The organism is Streptomyces sp. AMJ-169 (assembly GCF_055597585.1).
The window spans coordinates 742505-761062 of record NZ_JBVLTJ010000001.1; the positions used below are offsets into that span (position 1 = coordinate 742505).

The window sequence follows — 18558 nt, forward strand, 5'->3', positions numbered from 1 at the left end:
CGTCCCCTCACTTGTACATGGTCTGGTTCATGGTTCCGGGGGCGTACGCGTCCGGGTCGACCCAGACGTTGATCAGCGACGGCTTGCCCGACTCCCGCGCCCGCTGGAGCGCCGGCCCGATGTCGGCGGGGTCGCGGACCTCCTCGCCGTAGCCGCCGAGCATCCGCGCGAACTGGTCGTAGTGGACGTCCCCGAGGGTGTTGCCGACCCGCTCGCGCTCCTGGCCGTACTTGCGGGCCTGGCCGTAACGGATCTGGTTCATCGAGGAGTTGTTGCCGACGATGCCGACGAACGGCAGGTCGTAGCGGACCAGGGTCTCGAAGTCCCAGCCGGTCAGGGAGAACGCGCCGTCCCCGAAGAGCGCGACGACCTCCTTGTCGGGCCGGGCCTGCTTCGCGGCGAGCACGAAGGGGACACCGACGCCCAGGGTGCCCAGCGGCCCCGGGTCCATCCAGTGCCCGGGCGACTTGGGCTGGACGACCTGCCCGGAGAACGTCACGATGTCGCCGCCGTCCCCGATGTAGATCGAGTCCTCGGTGAGGAAGTCGTTGATCTCGCTGACCAGCCGGTACGGGTGGATCGGCGAGGCGTCCGAACGCAGCTGCGGCAGCCGCTTGTCGAGCGCCGCCTGCTCCACCGCGCGCAGCTCGTCCAGCCACTCCTTGCGCAGCGCCGCGCCCCCGTTCAGCCGCCCGGACGCCGCCTCGGCCACCGAGGCGAGGACCAGCCCCGCGTCGCCGACGATCCCCAGGTCGACGTCCCGGTTCTTGCCGACGGTGCGGTAGTCCAGGTCGATCTGCACGACCGTCGCGTCCGGCGACAGCCGCTTGCCGTAACCCATGCGGAAGTCGAACGGGGTCCCGACGATCACGATGACGTCGGCGTTCGAGAAGGCGTAGCGCCGCGACAGCTGGAAGTGGTGCGGATCGCCCGGCGGCAGCGTGCCGCGCCCCGCGCCGTTCATGTACGCCGGGACGTTCAGGGTGCGCACGAGGTCGATCGCCGCGTCGGTGCCCCGGGTCGTCCACACCTGGCTGCCCAGCAGGATCGCCGGCTTGCGGGCGTGCACCAGCAGGTCGGCGAGCTTCTCGACCGCCTCGGGGTCACCGGCCGAGCGGGTCGAGGCGCGGTAGGCGCCCGGCTTCGGCACCCGCGCCTTGTCCACCGGCACGCGCGCGTCCAGGACGTCGCGCGGGATCTCCAGGAAGGACGGTCCGGGGGCGCCGTGGTAGCACTCGCGGAACGCCATCGACACCATGTCCGCCGCGCGCGCGGTGTCCGGCACGGTCGCCGCGAACTTCGTGATCGGCGCCATCATGTCGACGTGCGGCAGATCCTGGAGCGAGCCCATCTTGTGCTGGGTGAGCGCCCCTTGGCCGCCGATCAGCAGCATCGGCGACTCCGCGCGGAAGGCGTTCGCGACGCCGGTCACCGCGTCGGTCGTGCCCGGTCCGGCGGTGACGACCGCGCAGCCCGGCTTGCCCGTCAGCCGCGCGTAGCCGTCGGCCGCGTGGGCGGCGACCTGCTCATGGCGGACGTCGACGACCTCTATCCCCTCGTCGACGCAGCCGTCGTAGATGTCGATGATGTGGCCGCCGCACAGGGTGTAGATGCGGTCGACGCCCTCGGCCTTGAGCGCCTTGGCGACGAGGTGGCCGCCGGAAACCGTGTCCTGAATGTCCTCGGGCATGCGGAATCTGTTCCTTCGTACGGGGTGGGAAGGGCGTATGCCGTAGATTGCATACAGTCGACGAATTACTGTATGAGGCTTGTTATCCCGCATCCGGCGGATGGTGTCCAGAGGGTGTGCGGCAGTTTCGGACATCCGGGTTCCGGGGGCCGGAAGGGGTCTGTGCGGGGTGGCTCTTCGGGGGGTGCGGCGTCGTCGTGTCGCGCACTGAGGCCGCCAACTCGCCTGAAGGGGCAGGGAGGATCGGGTGTCGGTTCGGTGGTCGGGCGGTGGTGAAAGTCCAGGTGGAGGCCGGCGGCGGGGGTGAAGCGGGCGACGTACGCCTGGTGTCCGGCCTGGCGGCCGGTGGGGTCGCTGGGGCGGCAGAGCTTTTGGCGGGCGTCGGTGACGTTCCGGTGAGGCTGTGGCGAGTGTTCGTCGGTGCGGGTGCACTCCTCGTCGGGATGGAATCCGCTCGCGCGTGATCAGGAGGGCCGGATCTTGGCGTTCTGCGGTGAGGTCGCTCTTGACGACAACACCGGTCTCGGGCAGGGGTGTTGGGGGCTCTTCGGTGGGGTCTGGCTGATCCGGCGGAGCGCGTGACCGGCGCCGAGGGCATGAAGCGCGCTCACCGGATGCTTGCGGTCGTCGGGGAGATCGGCGGGGACGCGGAGGGGCGGGCCTCCGGCCGCATCGGCAAACCCGTCGTCGCCTGCCTCGCCGGATTCACCGCCCCCGAGCGGGATGGGGCGCCTGAACTGGTGCTGAGCCGGGCCCGGAAGGCCTCCTGTGACCGTTCGGTCACGCACCGTGGCCACCGCCCCCGGCCTGCGGATACGTAGGTGAAACGCACTCCGAAACCTTGGTATTGTTGTCCATGTCGCCGCGGGGAACACCCCGCGAACGACAGACACCTTGTCCGGGTGGCGGAATGGCAGACGCGCTAGCTTGAGGTGCTAGTGCCCTTTATCGGGCGTGGGGGTTCAAGTCCCCCCTCGGACACCAGCAGAGACCCCAGTCAATCTGGGGTCTTTCTGTTTCTCGGGGTGCGGCGTGACCAAGCGGGTGACCAACGGCGGAGCGAATCCCCGCGTTGTCAGTGGCGGCACTTACTGTGCATTCATGGAAGCAACCGCAGGAGAGCCCAAGGCCGTCGCGCTGTATCACGACATGCGGGTCGAAGAGGACTTCACCAAGTGCGCCACCCGTCTTTTCTCGATCCTCCAGAAGGCTGCGGCGACGAGCCCCGGCACCCCCCGTCACCTCTACCTGGACATCCAAGGACACCGCAACGCCGCCGGTGGATATGACGCCGATGCCCTGGAGATCATCCGTGAGTTCCTGCTGGAGTTCCTCGGCCCGTATCTCACGGAAATCAGCACACCGCTCTACCGCATGAGGAACCGTGAGCCGCAGCGCGAGGACATACCCGACGTCCTTCATATACGCGACCCTGGCCGCGAACACGGCTACGACCACCGTGAGTTACGCGTGCGGAACAGGGACGGCGACCCCGATCCGCGCCGGTCGCGGCCTCCGGTTCGGGCCATCGCCGACTACCTCGGCCTCGCTGAGCCGATCTGCCTGATCTGCTGGCAGACGCCCGTGGAAAGGGCCCATGTGGTCCCGGGGTCGCTCGGCGGTTCCAACGACGTCCGCAATTTCGCCCTCCTCTGCCCGCGCCATCACCGTGAGGCACCCGACGTGGCGGACGCCGAGGCGTTCTGGTCCTGGGTGGATTACGCCTGCCGGCGCGACGGCCATATGAAGTGGGACGGTGTGGATCCGGAGACGCTGGCCAGAATGGAAAGTGTCGGCCTTCGCGTCGACACGTCCGGGCCGGTACGGAAGAGTCTGCGTCATTTCGACCGGGTCCATGACGAACTCGTGCGGCATTACGGCTGGTGCCCGGAGGACTTCACCGGCGGCGACCATTGGGGAGCGCTGATGGCGGAGTTCCACACGGTGATGGACGAGGCGACGAGCACTCATTTCAATGTCCCCAAGAAGGCGTCCACCGAGGCGTGGGCTTTCGAGATGGCGCGTAAGCGACTGAGGGACAAAGCCGCGGAACACGAGGCCGGTGATGACCGGCCGGCGGCGTCGGGTCTTCCGGCGGTCGGTCTGGCGGAACGGACGGCGTACAAGTCGCCCGCCGGCAGCCATGCGGAGAGCCTGGTCGACGCCGCCCGGCGGGCGGACATCGCGATCGAAGCGGCGGCGCTCGTGCGCGAACTCATCGGATCGGCGGGGGTCTCCGGCGCCGAGGAGGTGCTGCGGGGCATCCAGGAGGAGGCGGCCGACCGCGCCGCGCAAGTCGAGCGGCTGGCCGGTGAGTTGATGGGGCACGCGGCCTGCCGGCACTGCGGTCACGCCATAGCCCGTATCGGGGACGCCGCCTGGCGCCACATCGCCGGGGCGCAGATGTCCCGCGGCTGCCGGGCCGCCGGCTTCGACCGGGACGGCGCTTGGGACAACTCCCTCAGCCGAGCGTGGAAGGCGAGCCCACCGAGGACGTACCGATGACCCTTCCCTCCGCTCAGCCCGAAGCGAGCGCCCCGAAGCGGTCCCCCTGAAGTAAGCCCCCCCGAGGCGGCCCCCCGAAGCAAGCCCCCCGAGGCGAGCGCCCCGAAGCGAGCGCCCCGAAGCGAGCCCCCCGAGGCGGTCCCCCTGAAGTGAGCCCCCCCGAGGCGGCCCCCCGAAGCGAGCCCCCCCGAAGCCCCCCCGAAACTCATGCGAAACAAGGTCTTGTGGCCAGTTTTGATCGAGGGTTAATTTAACCGCCACGCAAAGCCGCGGCTGGCTGATCGGAACGCTCCGTCTGTGCGTTCGCACACCTCAACCAGGGGATGAGTCATGCCAGTTGACAGATTTCGGATGTCGCGCCGAGGGTTCCTCGGGCTCGGCGCGGCGGCGGGGGTCGTCACGCTCACCGCGTGCGGGACCTCTGCGGGCGGCTCCGGCAGTGGCCCGCTGGTGATGACGGTGTGGGGCGGCGACCCGGACCGCAAGGCGTACCAGGCGCGGATCGACGCGCTCGTCAAGAAGTACCCGGAGCTGAAGGTGAAACTCCAGCTCATCCCCAGCGACTCGTACCCGCAGAAGGTCCAGACGATGATCGCGGGCGGCAACGGGCCCGACATCATGCAGGTGGCCGAGAGCGTCAACACCTATGCCAGCAAGAACCAGTTGCTGCCCCTGGACGACCTCGCGAAGAAGGCGTCCCTCGACACCACGCAGCGCTTCGGGCCGGTCGGGGACATCTACTCCTATCAGGACAAGAAGTACGCGATCCCGGACCGCTCCGGCGCGATGATCGTGTACTACAACAAGGAGCTGTTCGCGAAGAAGGGCATCAAGGCCCCTACGGCGGACTGGACTTGGGACGACGCGCTCGCCGCGTTCAAGGAACTCACCGTCCCCGGCAAACAGTGGGGCTACGGCGGCGCCGGCTGGTGGCCGCAGTGGTGGAGCTTCGTCTACCAGAACGGCGGCCAGATCATCGACGACAGCGGCCGGCCCGCCGTCGCCAGCGACGCGGCGGTCGAGGCCCTCCAGTGGGCCGGTGACCTGGTCTTCAAGCACAAGGTCGTGCCCAGCGCCAAGGACTACGCCGACATGGGCGCCGACATCGGCGGCGACCAGGCCTTCGCCAACCAGAAGGTCGCCGTCAACGCGACCGGCTTCTGGGCCATCGCCGGCCTGACGACCACCACGTTCGGCTGGGACATCGCCCCGATGTGGCGCGGCAAGAAGCAGGCGGTCTCCGCGTTCGGCAGCGGCCTCGCCATCTCCCGCACCTCGAAGCAGTCCGAGAACGCCTTCAAGGCCATCGACTTCCTCACCTCCGCCGACGCCCAGAAGGAGATCATCTCCTCCGGCCAGGACGTCCCCGCCAACCTGGAGGTCCAGAAGAGCGACGCGTTCCTGAAGCCCGCGTGGATGAAGACCCAAGTGGACATGGGGGTGTTCGCCGAGTCCAGCGAGTTCGTCTTCCGCGCGCCCTTCATCCCCGAGTGGAACGAGATGCAGGCCGCCATCGAGAGCGGGCTCGCGGACTTCTGGCTCGGCAAGGAGACCAGCGCCAAGAAGGTCCTCACCGCGCTCCAGAAGAACCTTGAGTCCATCATCAAGTCCGCGGGATGACCGGCCATGGCGATCCCCGAAAGAACCTCAACACCCCTGAAGAAACAAGGCACTTCCAAGCGCCGCCGGCGTGAGGCCCTCGCCTTCTACCTCTTCGTCTCCCCCTGGATCATCGGCTTCCTCGTCTTCCTCCTCGGCCCGATGATCGCGTCGGTCTACTACTCCCTCACCGACTGGGACTCCTTCACCCCGCCGAAGTGGGTCGGCCTCGCGAACTACACCAAACTCCTCACCGACGACCCGGCGTTCTGGAAAGCCCTCTGGAACACCTTCTACTACGCGGCCATTTCGGTCCCGCTCGGCCTGGTCCTCGGCCTCTGGCTCGCGAACCTCCTCAACAAGCAGGTCAGAGCACGGAAGTTGTTCCGCACCCTGATCTACCTGCCCACCCTCGTCCCGCTCGTCGCCACCGCCATGATCTTCAAGATGGTGCTGGCGCCCTCGGGACCGATCAACGACTTCCTCGGCCTGTTCGGCATCTCCGGACCCGCCTGGCTGATCGACGGCCCCTGGGTCAAACCCGCCCTCATCCTGATGTCGGTGTGGGGCGCGGGCAGCGCGACCGTCCTGCTGCTCGCCGCGATGAAGGGCATCCCGAAAGAGCTGTACGAGGCCGCCGAGGTCGACGGCGCCGGCGCCACCCGGCAGTTCTGGAGCATCACCCTGCCCCATCTGACGCCCATCATCTTCTTCAACCTGATCATGGGCCTGATCGGCGCGTTCCAGGTGTTCTCCCAGGTCTACATCCTCACCCCGAAGAGCAACGCGGCTGCCTACGACGCGGCCCAGACCATGGTCCCGCTCCTGTTCGACCAGGCCTTCGGCTTCTACCACATGGGATACGCCTCGGCGATCTCCTGGCTGCTGTTCGCCGTGATCATGGTCTTCACGGTGCTCGCCTTCCGCTCCGCCCGGCGCTGGGTCTTCTACGAAACCGAGGTGAAGTGATGGCCGGCCTGCTCACCGCCGCCCCGCCCGGCACGGACACGGCTCCCGAGCCCAGAAAACTGATGAAACGTCAGGAGAGGCCCGCCGTACGGGCGTTCCGCGCGACCCCGTTCACCTACGGCACCCTGATCATCGTCGCCGCGATCCTTTCCACCCCGCTCGTCTTCGTCGGCTCCATCGCCCTCTCCAGCGACGCGACCGTCAACGCGAACACCTTCACCGTCATCCCGCGCGAGTTCCACTGGGAGAACTTCACCCGGGTCTTCGGCACCGAGCTGCCGATGGGCACGTTCCTGCTCAACTCCGTGCTCATCTCGCTCTTCTCGGTCGCCGGCCAGGTCCTCTCCAGCGGACTCGTCGGCTACGCCTTCGCCCGGCTGCGCGCCCCCGGCAAGAACGCGGTCTTCCTCGTCGTCATCGCCACGATGATGATCCCGACACAGATCACGATGATCCCCCAGTTCATCCTCTTCCGGGACCTCGGCTGGGTGAACACCTACCTCCCGCTGATCGTGCCGAACTTCTTCTCCAACGCCTTCAACGTCTTCCTGGTACGGCAGTTCGTCTCCCGGCTGCCCAGCACGCTCGACGAGGCGGCCATGATGGACGGGCTCGGCTTCTTCGGGATCTACCGGCGCATCATGTTCCCGATGCTGCGCCCGGTCCTGATCGCGATCGGCATCTTCACCCTCACCCACACCTGGGGCGACTTCATGGGCCCCCTCATCTACCTCAACGACGAGTCCAAGATGCCGCTCGCGCTCGGCGTGCAGTACATCACCAGCACCTCGGCCGCCATGCAGGCCCCGCCGTGGAACCTCGTGATGGTCGGCTCCATCCTGCTCGCCGTACCGATGATCGTCGTCTACTACATCGGGCAGAAGTACCTTTACGAGATGGACATCAGCGGCGGAAGCGCGGGAGTCAAGTGACCAGTTCTGCAACGACATTGACCACCGAGGAAGCCGTCCGGCTGGACGGCCGGGCGGTCTGGATCGACGGCCGCCCCCGCACTCTTCTGTGCGCCTCCCTCTTCTACTTCCGCCTCCCCCGCGAGCAGTGGCGCGCCCGCCTCGCGCAGGTGAAGGCCTCCGGATACACGTGCATCGACGTCTACCTCCCCTGGAACTTCCACGAACTCGCCCCGGGCGACTGGTCGTTCGAGGGCCGCCGGGATGTCGCCGCCTTCCTCGACCTCGCCCACGAGGCGGGCCTGTACGTCATCGCCCGCCCCGGCCCCTACATCTGCTCCGAGTGGGACGGCGGCGCCCTGCCCGCATGGCTGGGCCTGGACCGGGAGTTGAGGGTCCGTCAGAACGAGCCGCGCTATCTGGGGCAGGTCGCCGCCTGGTACGACCGGGCGCTCCCGCTGCTCGCCGAGCGGCAGTACCCGGCGGGCGGCGCGGTCGTCATGGTGCAGCTGGAGAACGAGCTGGACTTCTTCGACTGCCGTGACCGCACTGGGTACGTGACGGCGCTGCGCGACATGGCGCTGGCCCACGGCATCACCGTCCCGCTCATCGCCTGCTCCGGGCAGGGCGACATCAGCGGCGCCACCGGCGACGTACCCCTGGTCGTCCCGGCCTGCAACTTCTACCCCGACGACGACTCCCCGGACATCGAGCCCGAAGTCCTGCGCTACGCCGACCTGTTGGCCCAGCGGGACACCCCGCTGCTGGTCACCGAGACCAACCGGCGGCACCGCACCCTGCGCCGGCTGCTCGCGAGCGGGGCCAAGCTGATCGCGCCCTATCTCCAGGCGTCCGGCTGGAACTTCGGCTACACCCCGTCGACCGGCAACTGGGGCCGCCCCGGCAACTTCATGAGCCACGGCTACGACTTCGGCGGCTACGTCTCCTCGACCGGCGCCGAACGCCCCGAGTTCACCGAGGCCAAACTGCTCGCGCAGCTCGTCGACACCTGGGGCGACCGCCTCGCCCTCGCCGCGCCGAGCAGCCAACTCCCGCGCATCGAGAGCGACTTCACGACCAGTACGACCCCGGCGGCGCTGGACCTCGAAGGAGGCGGCCGGCTCGTCGCCGTACCGCATCTGGGGAGCGCGCCCGGCACGGCCGTCATCGACGGTACACCGGTCGCCGTCGCCCCCGACTCCTGCCCCTTGATGGCGCTCGGGGTTCCTCTCAACTCCTGGGGTATCGACGCCACTCTGACCCTCGCCTCCGCCGATCTGATCGCGGCCGGTGACGGCAGGCTGACGTTCGCCTCCGAGGTTCCCGTGACGGTCGTGATCGGTGACGAGAGTGTCGTCGTCCCCGTCTCCGGGCGGGCGGAGATTGCTGGAGCAACGGTTTCTGTCCTGTCGTCGGCCGAGGCGGCCGGGGCCCATGAAGAAGGGGCCGCCGAAAAAGACGCCCCCGCGCCGGTCGTCGTACAAGAAGTGCGCCGCCGTGCGGACTCCGCGCCCGAGAAGGACGCCGGCGCCCACCCCTCCCCGCCCGCGCTCGAAGCGCTCGGCGTGTACCGGGGGCGCGGTGTCTATCGGGCCACCGTCGAGCTGACCGGCGTCGACGAGCTGCTGCTGACCGGGGCCGCCGACATCGTGGACCTGACCATCGGCGGGCGCGTGCAGCCCACGATCGCCGGGTTCGGGGCCGCTCGCGGCATCGATGTGCGGGAGCTGGAAGGGGGCGTCCGCGTCGAGGCCGTCGTGGAGACATGGGGGCACGCCAACTTCGACGACGCCCGGCTGCCCGCGTTGCGGCTCGGGGCGCTGCGGGGGCTCGGGCGGCTGTGGAAGGTCCGCGGTGCGGTCGATGTGTCCGCCTTGTGGACCGTCGGCGGGCATTGGACGGGCGCGCCCGCGCCGCTGCGGACGCTCGGCGGGTGGAGCAGTACGCGGGTCGGGGTGCCCGTCACCTATACCCGGACCGTGGCCGTCGTGACCGAGTCCGCGTTGCAGGTGCAAGGGGTCGTGGAGCCGCTGCGGGTGAGCGTCGACGGGGGTGAGCCGCAGACTTTGCACGCCGAGAATCCGTGGCTGCCGCTCCCGCCGGGGACGCACGAGATCGCGGTCACGCTGCCGCATCACCCGAGCGGTCCGGGGCTGCGGGCGCGGCTGCTCGGGCTCGAACCCGTCGAGGAGTGGGTGTGCGCCGTCCAAGACGACGTGCTGCTCACGGAGTTCGCGGGGGAGCGGGGTCTTTCGGAGGCCGTGCGGCTGCCGTTGGCGCTCGCGCCGGGGGAGGAGGCCTGGGTCGACTTCGAACTCCCGGACCAGGAAGGGCGGTTGATCAGGTTCGACGCCTCTCAGGTGCGGATCACCGGGTGGGCCGGCGGGGAGTGCCTCGGGCGGGTCTGGGCCGGGGAGCGGCCCGACTTCTCCGGCGGGGACCCGGACGCGCTGTGGGTGCCGGACGGCTGGCCGGGGTCAATCACCTTGCTGGTGCGGGGAATTGAGGGGCGCGGCAAGCCGGAGCTCCGTACGCTGACGCTGGAGCCTGCGACAACAGAATGAGGGAGCACGCGTGGCGCGGCACACGGCACGGGACGTCCGCAGCGAGAACCGTTTCGAGGTGCTGCACGCGCTGTTCGACCTCGGCCCCTCCTCCCGGCAGGAGCTGGCCCGGCACACGGGGCTGAGCCAGGCGACGGTGACGACCCTGGTCGGCGAGTTCCTGTCGGAGGGGGTCCTCACCATCGCGGCGAAGGAGCGCACCGGCGTCGGCCGCCCCTACGACCGCCTCGCGATCGACCCCGGCCGGGGCCGCCTCGTCGGGGTGGACGTCGCCGAGACGTACGTCGCCGCGACGGTGTACGACCTCGCCCTGGGCGTCCTCGGCCAGGGCGAGGTGGCGCTGGACGAGCACGACAACGGGCAGGGGTACGTCGTCGACGGCGTCGTCACCGCGATCCAGCAGGCCGTCACCGCCGGCGGCTGCGGGCGGGAGCGGATCGTCGGCGTCGGGGTGAGCATGCCGGGCCATGTCCATCCGGGCGCGGGCGTCTCGGTGTTCGCGCCCAACTGGGACTGGCACGACGTACATATCGAGGAACTGCTCGCCGCCCGGCTGGAGTTGCCGGTCCATGTCGACAACCCGCTGAAGGCGGTGGCGCTTTCGGAGATGTGGTTCGGGGTGGGGCGCGGGGTCGACAGCATGGCCGTCGTCAACCTCGGTACGGGCGTGGGCGCGGGGCTCGCGCTCGACGGCTCGCTGATCCGGGGGGCCACCAACAACGCGGGGGAGTGGGGGCACACGCTCCTCGAACTCGACGGCCGCCCCTGCCGCTGCGGGCGGCGCGGCTGCGTCGAGGCGTACGTCGGCGCGGCGGGCCTCGCGGCGACGCTCACCGCGATCGCGCCCGGGCACCCGGCGCTGCTGCGGGGCGGGGGGCAGCGGGACTTCGTGGCCGCCGTCGCCGAAGGGCTCGCGGCCGGTGATCCGGCGGTGCGGGAACTCCTCGTGCGCACCGCGCGTTATCTGGCCGCGGGGCTCGCGGATCTGGTCAATCTGCTGAACGTGCCGACGGTGACGCTCACCGGCTGGATGTCGTGCGCGCTGGCCGAGTGGCTGGTCCCGGCCGTGGTGGAGGAGCTGCCCCGGCATGTGCTGCCCGGGTCGCTGCCGGGGCTGACGGTGCGGGCGTCGCCGGTGCCGGGGAACGCGGTGGCGCTGGGGATGGCGGCGTTCACGCTGGAGCGGTTCCTGGAGCGGCTCGGCCTCGCGAGCCCGGCGCGGGCGCGGGTGCAGTGACTCTCTCTTCGGCGGCTTGTCGACAAGTCATCGGCGGCCTCCGGCCCCGAACTGACTGACCGTCAATGTTCATAACTGGTCAGATGTTTGGCGGTCATTGAGCGGTTCTTGCGGTGATACGATCACGGCGCTTGTAGGGGCCGTCAGTCGCCTGAAGAGAGTCTTATGACGCATTACATAGAGAACCCGGCCCTTTGGGCTCTCCTTGTCCTGGTGATCCTCGCCGTGGCGATAATTGTGCGGCTTCGCCGGATGACGCGGGCCCTGCGCCAGGAGGTCACCGGGCTCAAGACGCACTATTCGGAGCTGGAGAACCAGTACACGCAATCCGTCGAGGCGGCCCAGGACCGCGCCGAGGAAGCGACCAAGACCGTACTGAAATCCGCGATGCGCACCCTTCAGGGCCTCGCCGCGGAACAGCAGCTCATCGTCTCCCGTTTGCAGAGCAAGTACGGCGACTCGGTCATCCTCCAGGACCTGCTGGAGATCGACCACACCAACTCCCAGTTCGGCCGGCGCGCCCAGTCCATCGCCGTGCTCTGCGACGGCTGGCTCGGCCGGCAGCGCGACACCGCCTCGGTCTACGACGTCGTACGCAGCGCTCAGGGCCGCGTACGGCATTACCGGCGGGTCGAGATTCTCTCGCAGGTCGATTTCGGAATCACCAGCCGGGCCGTCGAACCGGTCGCGCTGGCGCTCGCGGAAATCCTCGACAACGCGACCAGCTATTCCAGCCCGGACACCGTCGTGGAAATCAATATCCGCACCGTGCCCAAGGGAATCTGCATCGTCGTCGACGACGCGGGCGTCGGTATGAACGACGAGGAACGCGCGAAGGCGGAGAAACTCCTTTCCAGCGACCGGGTGCACGGCGTCGCGGCGCTCGGCAATCCGCCGCAGTTCGGGTTCGCCGTGATCGGCGTGCTCAGCGAGCGGTTCGGCTTCGAGGTGTCCGTCGACTCCACCTCCCCCTACGGCGGCGTCCGCGCCGTCGTCCTCCTCCCGCACGACCTCCTCACCACCGCACCCCAGCAGAAGGAGCCGGCGCCGGTCATCCCCGCCGTCAGCGCCCCGAGCCGCGCCGCGGACCCCTTCGACGGCTACGACGCCGAGGCCGCCACCCCGCTGCCCACCGGCACCACCGCCGACGGACTGCCCAAGCGGCGCCGCAAGCGGCCGATGGCGATCGTCCCCGGCGGCGCCGAGGCACCGACCGCCGCGGGCCGCTCCCGCTCCGGCGCGGAGACCGCCGCCATCATGGGCGCTTTCCAGCGCGGCACGCAGTCCGGCCGCACCGGCCAGGGCGAGGGAGACCAGACGAGCAGCGAAGGGCATGATGTCTCGTGAACGACCTGTCATGGATGCTTGACAGCGCCCTGGAGATCCCCGGGGCCCTGCACGCCGTCCTGATATCCGCCGACGGGCTGCTGATGGCCCGGACGACGGAGTTCGACAAGGACAACGCCGACCGGGTGGCCGCCGCGATGAGCGGGGTGCAGTCGCTCAGCCGCTCGCTCGCCTTCTTCTGCGAGGACTCCTCCCAGCAGTGGCGCCAGACCCTCGTCGAGTTCGACGGCGGCTGGGTCTTCCTGATCTCCGCCGGCACCGGCGCCTACCTCGGCGTCTCCGCCAGCCCCGAGGTCGACATGCAGGACATCACCTTCCGCATGCAGCAGCTCGTCGGCCAGCTCGGCAAGGCGCTCACCACGCCGCCGCGCGAGAACATCGGCGTCCAAGGATGACCGGATACGGCGAACTCGAACCCCAGACGCCGGAATTAGTGCGACCGTACGTCATCACCCGGGGCCGCGAACTGCCCGACGAGGCACAGCTGGCGCTCATCACCCTCGTCACCGCCGCCCCCGGCGGCGACCGGCGCCGGCCGATGCGGCTGACGCCCGAGGAACAGAGCCTGCTGGACATCTGCGACGCCGGCTACCTGTCGGTCGCCGAGATCGCCGGGCACACCCAACTGCCCCTGGGCGTCGTGAAGATCCTCCTCGCCGCGCTGGTCGAGGGCGGTCATCTCGTCACCCGCCCGCCCGTGCGGCGGGCGCCCGTCGCCGACCGGGAAATCCTGGAGGAGGTGCTGAATGGTCTCCGGGCCAAGTTTGGATGAGAAGGCGTACGTCCGCGGCGGTGAGCAGCAGACGGCCGTCAAGATCCTCGTGGTCGGCCACTTCGCGGTGGGCAAGACCACGTTCATCGGGGCGATCTCCGAGATCGAGCCGCTGACCACCGAGGAGACGATGACCCGGGCCGCCGAGGACGTCGACGACCTCAAGGGTGTCACCGGCAAGTCCACCACCACCGTCGCCATGGACTTCGGCCGGCTCACCATCAGCGACCGCGTCGTGCTCTATCTGTTCGGTACGCCCGGACAGCAGCGGTTCGTGCAGATGTGGGAGGACATGGCGCGCGGCGCGCTCGGCGCGCTGGTGCTGGTCGACCCCGAGCGGCTGGCCGACTCCTTCAACGTCATCGATCTGATCGAGGGGTACGGCCTCGACTACGCGATCGCCGTCAACCACTTCGACGGCAGTCCGCTGCGGGAGGTGGAGGCGTTGCGGGAGGCACTCGATCTGCTGCCCGACACGCCGGTCGTCACCTGCGACGCGCGCGACGAGCGGTCCTCGGCGGAGGCGTTGATCACGCTGGTCGAGTTCCTGATGGCGCGGGCTCAGTGAGGCCGAGCCCCAACTAGGGCTCGCGCGCACCGAGTTGCTCCGAACACCTTTATCGACTTGCTCACCTGAAGAGGCAGACCAGGCAGCCATGGCCGAAGACCGTTCCGCCCTCCCCGTGCCCCCGCCGGGGTGCCCGGCGCACAACTCGGGCGCCCGAGTACCGCTGTACGGGCCGGAGTTCGCCGCCGATCCGCAGTCCTACTACAGCTATCTGCGCCACTACGGCCCGACCGCCCCGGTCGAACTGGCCCCCGGCGTCGAGGCCACCCTCGTCACCGACTACTCGGCGGCGCTCCAACTCCTCCAGGACGCGGGCTCGTTCCGCAAGGACGCGCGCCGCTGGCGGGCCTTCAACGAGGGCAAGGTCGCCCCCGACAGCCCCGTCGCCCCGCTGCTCGCCTACCGCCCCAACTGCATGTTCAGCGACGGCGCCGAACATCTGAGGCTGCGTCAGGCAGTGACCGACAGCTTCGCCCGGGTCGACTCGCGCAAGCTGAGCCAGTCCACCGAGCGCATCTCCGACTACCTCATCTCCCAGTTCTCCGCCCGGGGTTCGGCGGATCTGCTCGGCGACTACGCCAAGCAGCTGCCGCTGTTCGTCTTCAACGAGCTGTTCGGCTGCCCCGCCGACATCGGCGACCGGGTGCTGTTCGGCATCTCCGGGATGTTCGACGGCGTCAACGCGGAGAAGGCCGCCGGGGTGCTGTTCCAGGCGATCGGCGAACTCGTCGCGCTCAAGCGGGCCCGGCCCGGCGACGACGTCACGTCCTGGCTGATGCAGCATCAGTCCGCGCTCACCGACGAGGAGATGGTCCACCAGCTCGCCCTGCTGCTGGGCGCGGGCGCGGAACCGCTGCGCAACCTCATCGGCAACACCCTGCACCGGCTGCTCACCCACGACCGCTACGGCGGCGGTGGCGGGCTGATCGAGGAGGCGATGGACGACACGCTGTGGGAGAACCCGCCGATGTCGAACTACGCCCCCCACTACCCGTCCGGTGACCTGGAGTTCGCGGGCGAGCGGCTGGCCGAGGGCGATCTGCTGCTGGTCAGCTTCGCCGCCGCCAACACCGGTCCGACGCTCACCGCCGCGCGGCAGGCCGGCAGCAACCGCGCGCACCTGGCGTGGAGCGCGGGACCGCACGCCTGCCCCTCGAAGGAGCCCGCGCGGCACATCGCCGTCACGGCCATCGAGAACCTCCTCAACGAACTGCCGGACGTCGAACTCGCCGTCCCCGAGGAGAGCTTGACCTGGCGTCCCGGTCCCTTCCACCGGGCGCTCGCGAATCTGCCGGCCCGCTTCACGCCGGTGCAGCCGGTGCGCCGGGTCGTTCCGCAGACGCGGGTGGAGACTCCGGCGCAGCCGACGGCGCCGGCCGGCGGCGGGCGGGAACGGGGCGGTGTGTGGAGCCAGTTCCTCAACTGGCTGACGCGGTGACGCCTTTCTGACCTGAAGTCGCTTGCCCGGCGCGATGACGCCACTCCGGCGCGGGTGATTCACACAACATCCACAGCCTTCGTCGTACCCGCATGATGCGTGAGCACTGGGGGTAGTGAGCAGCACGATATCCGTGTTGCTCACGAGACGAAAGGTGTGTCATGGGCATGGTGATCCGTGGCTTCCGCATAACCGGGGGACGTCCCGCCGTCCCCCGCCTCCGACCCCGGCTCCCCCGCCGGAGCCGCCAGATACCCGCCCCATCGGGCGGGTATCTTCTTGTCCGCACCCGGGTGGGGGCGGGCCGATGAGGGCGCGAGCGGTCGGGGAGTCGCGGCCTCGGGCCGTCGAACGGGTGCCCACGCTGGGTGCGTTGACCGTCGGGCAGCTGCTGCGGCTGTCCGACGTCGCGGGGCTCCCGGCGGCGGACGCGACCGGCTACGCGGGCGTCCTCGTACGGGCGTTGGGCCCGGCCGCCGGGCGCCGGCTCGACGCGGCGCCGCCCTCGCGGACCTTCCTCTCCGACGACCACACGCCGGTCGAGTTCTCCCTGTCGTACCTCCCGGACCGGCCGCCCGCGCTGCGGGTGCTGGTCGAACCGGGGTGCGCGGAGCGCGACTTGGCCGCGAACGGACGTACCGGGCTGGCCGCCGTACGGGAGATGGCGCGCACCTGGGGGTTCGGGACCGCTCAACTCGACGCCGTGCGGGACCTGTTCCTGCCCGATGATCCGCAGGGGCCGCTCGCGCTGTGGATCGCGCTGGAGCTGCGGCCCGGGGGGATCCCGGCCGTGAAGGCGTACCTCAACCCCGCCGCGCGGGGCGCCCACCGGGCCGCCGACACCGTACGCGAGGCGCTTCAACGGCTCGGCCACAGCCAGGCGTTCGGGGAGCTGCCCGCCGCCGACGGGTACCCCTTCCTCGCCCTCGACCTCGGTGACTGGGCCACCCCGCGCGTCAAGGTGTACCTGCGTCACGACCACCTCACCGCCGCCCGCGCCGGCACCCTGCCGCGCACCGGGTCCGGCGCGAGCGCCGTGCAGGCCGAGGAGTTCCTGGCGCTGGCCGCCGGGTTCGACACGGCGTTCGCGGGGCGCGGCCGGCACGTACCGCTGACCGGGCGGCCCGGGCTGAGCTGCCACGCGTTCACGGAAGGGGTCACGGGCCGGCCCAGCGGCTTCACCCTGCACATCCCGGTCCGCGACTACGTGCGCCACGACGGCGAGGCCCTGATGCGCGCCGAACGCGCCCTGCTGCGGCACGGGATGGACCCGGCGCCGCTGCACCGCGCGGTCGACACGCTGACCTCGCGGCGGCCGGAGGACGGGGCCGGGCTCATCGCGTACCTGGCGCTCGTCCATCAGCAGGGGCGGCCGACGAGGATCACGACGTATCTGTCGGCGGAGGCGTACGGGGTGCGGCCGCCTCGGCGGCGGCCGACGTATCCTCGGGCGGCGTCGGGGGTGTGAGCCGGGGGTGGGGCTGGGGGGAGTCCCGCCGACTCCGGTCACTCCTCCCGGAGTTCGGCCAAGTAGGACGCCACCTCCACCTGGGTCGAGGAGCCCTCCGCGTCGCCGTACTGGCCCGCTATGCCGTCGAGGTAGGTCGCGATCTCCTTGTGCATCACCTCGGGGGGCGGGAGGGTGGCCTCGCCGGTGATGACGCGGGCCAGCCAGCGGGACTGGGCCTCGACCAGGCGGGTGATGGAGCCGAGCGGGCGGACCAGGCCGGTGAAGTGGAGGCCGGGGCGGTCGGCGGCCACGACCCGCTTGTACAGCTCGACCGCGCCCTGCGGACCGGTGGGCCAACCGGCGGGCAGGAAAGGGAAGTCCATGCGGTAGCCGGTGCAGTAGACGATCGCGTCGGCGGTCACGGAGGTGCCGTCGGCGAAGACGGCCCGGTTGCCGTCGAGGCGGTCGAGCGCGGGCTTCGGGGTCACCGCGCCGTGCCGGATACGGCTCAGGATCTCGTCGGAGATCGTGACCGCCGAGGCGAAGAGGGGGTGGTCGGGCTCGGGCAGCCCGTAGTCGCCGAGCTTGCCCTGCGCGATCAGCAACGCCTGGGCGATCAGGCGGCGTTGCTCCTCCAGCTCCATCGCCGTCCACCACGGCGCGTCCGCGATCTCGTCGAGCGACATCCCGAACAGCTGCTTGGGCAGCAGGTGCAGGCCCCGGCGGACCGAGAGGACCGTCCGCCCGGCGTGCCGGGAGAGGTCGGCGGCGATGTCGACGGCCGAGGCGCCGAGGCCTACGACGACCACGCTGCGGCCGGCGAAATCGCTTCCGTCGCGGTAGTCCATGGCGTGCAGGATCGTGCCCTCGAAGCGGTCGGCGCCGGGGGGGAGGGCGGGCATGGAGGGCTGGGCGTTGTGGCCGGAGGCGACGATGACGTGGTCGAAGCGGCGGGTGCGGGAGGTGTTGTGGGGGGCTTTGCCCTGGGGATCTTTGCTTTGGGTGCCTTTGCTTTGGGCGTCTTTGCCTTGGGGGCCTTTGCTGACGACCGTCCAGGTGCCGTTGGCCTTCTGGCGCACCGACTCGACGGTCGTGCCCAGCTCGATGTGGGGGAGCAGGTCGGCCCACTCCGCGAACGCGCGCAGATAGGCGGCGACTTGGGAGTGGCGGGGATAGAGCGGATAGGAGGCCGGCATCGGATAGTCGGTGTAACCGGTCAGCTGCTTGGCCGTGTTGAGGTGCAGCGACAGATAGCCGGGGCCGCGCTCGCCCGCCTGCGGCTGCCGCCAGATCCCGCCGACGTCCGGCGCCTTCTCCAGGCAGACGAAGTCAACGCCCTTCTCCTTGAGGGCCCTTGCCGTCGCGAGCCCCGACAGGCCCGCACCGATCAGACACACGCGCACGGAATCCCCCACAGGAAAGACACCAACCTTTCGCCCGTGGGGATTGACTGCCCATACGGCACTGCGCTCACTCGCCGCACATCCGCGACAAGGATCACAGGGGGT

Annotated in this window: 15 protein-coding genes and 1 tRNA gene; 14 read left to right on the plus strand and 2 right to left on the minus strand. The window is 69.9% G+C overall.

The features are described 5' to 3' along the window. Nucleotides 1-7: 7 nt before the first annotated feature. The gene (locus tag ACYUD3_RS03125) at nt 8-1690 is read right to left on the minus strand and encodes a thiamine pyrophosphate-binding protein (RefSeq protein WP_470963044.1); all 1683 of its coding nucleotides are present in this window, start codon (nt 1688-1690) and stop codon (nt 8-10) included. 578 nt (nt 1691-2268) lie between these two features. On the opposite strand from ACYUD3_RS03125, the gene ACYUD3_RS03130 reads away from it, so the two are divergent. The 14 genes from ACYUD3_RS03130 (at nt 2269) to ACYUD3_RS03195 (ending at nt 17068) form a co-directional block, all read left to right on the plus strand. Continuing rightward, nucleotides 2269-2511 carry a hypothetical protein gene (locus ACYUD3_RS03130; protein ID WP_470963047.1) on the plus strand — a complete coding sequence of 81 codons (243 nt, stop codon included), beginning with the start codon at nt 2269-2271 and terminating at the stop codon, nt 2509-2511. A gap of 75 nt (nt 2512-2586) precedes the next feature. Continuing rightward, nucleotides 2587-2674 (plus strand) — tRNA-Leu (locus tag ACYUD3_RS03135). A 48-nt stretch (nt 2675-2722) separates the two neighbouring features. After that, on the plus strand, nt 2723-4195 hold the full coding sequence (locus ACYUD3_RS03140) for an HNH endonuclease signature motif containing protein (protein ID WP_470963050.1): 1473 nt from the start codon (nt 2723-2725) through the stop codon (nt 4193-4195). Nucleotides 4196-4546: 351 nt separating this feature from the next. Further along, nucleotides 4547-5815, plus strand: a complete 1269-nt coding sequence (locus tag ACYUD3_RS03145; protein ID WP_470963053.1) for an ABC transporter substrate-binding protein — start codon at nt 4547-4549, stop codon at nt 5813-5815. 6 nt (nt 5816-5821) lie between these two features. Then, nucleotides 5822-6763, plus strand: coding sequence for a carbohydrate ABC transporter permease (locus ACYUD3_RS03150; RefSeq protein WP_470963056.1), 942 nt, complete (start codon nt 5822-5824; stop codon nt 6761-6763). After that, entirely contained in the window at nt 6763-7695 is a 933-nt protein-coding gene (locus tag ACYUD3_RS03155; RefSeq protein WP_470963059.1) for a carbohydrate ABC transporter permease, read from the plus strand. Before ACYUD3_RS03150 ends, ACYUD3_RS03155 begins: the two co-directional genes overlap by 1 nt. Next, nucleotides 7692-10238: a beta-galactosidase gene (locus tag ACYUD3_RS03160; protein WP_470963062.1), complete on the plus strand. Its 2547-nt coding sequence runs from the start codon at nt 7692-7694 to the stop codon at nt 10236-10238. The genes ACYUD3_RS03155 and ACYUD3_RS03160 overlap by 4 nt, the downstream gene beginning before the upstream one ends. A 10-nt stretch (nt 10239-10248) precedes the next feature. Further along, nucleotides 10249-11475: an ROK family protein gene (locus tag ACYUD3_RS03165; protein WP_470963065.1), complete on the plus strand. Its 1227-nt coding sequence runs from the start codon at nt 10249-10251 to the stop codon at nt 11473-11475. Nucleotides 11476-11640: 165 nt separating this feature from the next. Next, complete coding sequence (locus tag ACYUD3_RS03170) at nt 11641-12822, plus strand: ATP-binding protein (RefSeq protein WP_470963068.1); 1182 nt, start codon at nt 11641-11643, stop codon at nt 12820-12822. A gap of 14 nt (nt 12823-12836) precedes the next feature. Further along, a complete protein-coding gene (locus ACYUD3_RS03175; RefSeq protein ID WP_470963071.1) occupies nt 12837-13217 on the plus strand; it encodes a roadblock/LC7 domain-containing protein in 381 nt (126 codons plus the stop codon). Then, entirely contained in the window at nt 13214-13594 is a 381-nt protein-coding gene (locus tag ACYUD3_RS03180; protein ID WP_470963074.1) for a DUF742 domain-containing protein, read from the plus strand. Before ACYUD3_RS03175 ends, ACYUD3_RS03180 begins: the two co-directional genes overlap by 4 nt. Next, on the plus strand, nt 13569-14162 hold the full coding sequence (locus tag ACYUD3_RS03185) for a GTP-binding protein (protein ID WP_470963077.1): 594 nt from the start codon (nt 13569-13571) through the stop codon (nt 14160-14162). The genes ACYUD3_RS03180 and ACYUD3_RS03185 overlap by 26 nt, the downstream gene beginning before the upstream one ends. 88 nt (nt 14163-14250) lie before the next feature. Continuing rightward, nucleotides 14251-15600 carry a cytochrome P450 gene (locus tag ACYUD3_RS03190; RefSeq protein WP_470963080.1) on the plus strand — a complete coding sequence of 450 codons (1350 nt, stop codon included), beginning with the start codon at nt 14251-14253 and terminating at the stop codon, nt 15598-15600. Nucleotides 15601-15973: 373 nt separating this feature from the next. Beyond that, nucleotides 15974-17068 carry a tryptophan dimethylallyltransferase family protein gene (locus tag ACYUD3_RS03195; RefSeq protein WP_470963083.1) on the plus strand — a complete coding sequence of 365 codons (1095 nt, stop codon included), beginning with the start codon at nt 15974-15976 and terminating at the stop codon, nt 17066-17068. Nucleotides 17069-17106: 38 nt separating this feature from the next. On the opposite strand, the gene ACYUD3_RS03200 is transcribed toward ACYUD3_RS03195, so the two are convergent. Then, nucleotides 17107-18453, minus strand: a complete 1347-nt coding sequence (locus ACYUD3_RS03200; protein ID WP_470963086.1) for a flavin-containing monooxygenase — start codon at nt 18451-18453, stop codon at nt 17107-17109. Between the last annotated feature and the right edge of the window lie 105 nt (nt 18454-18558).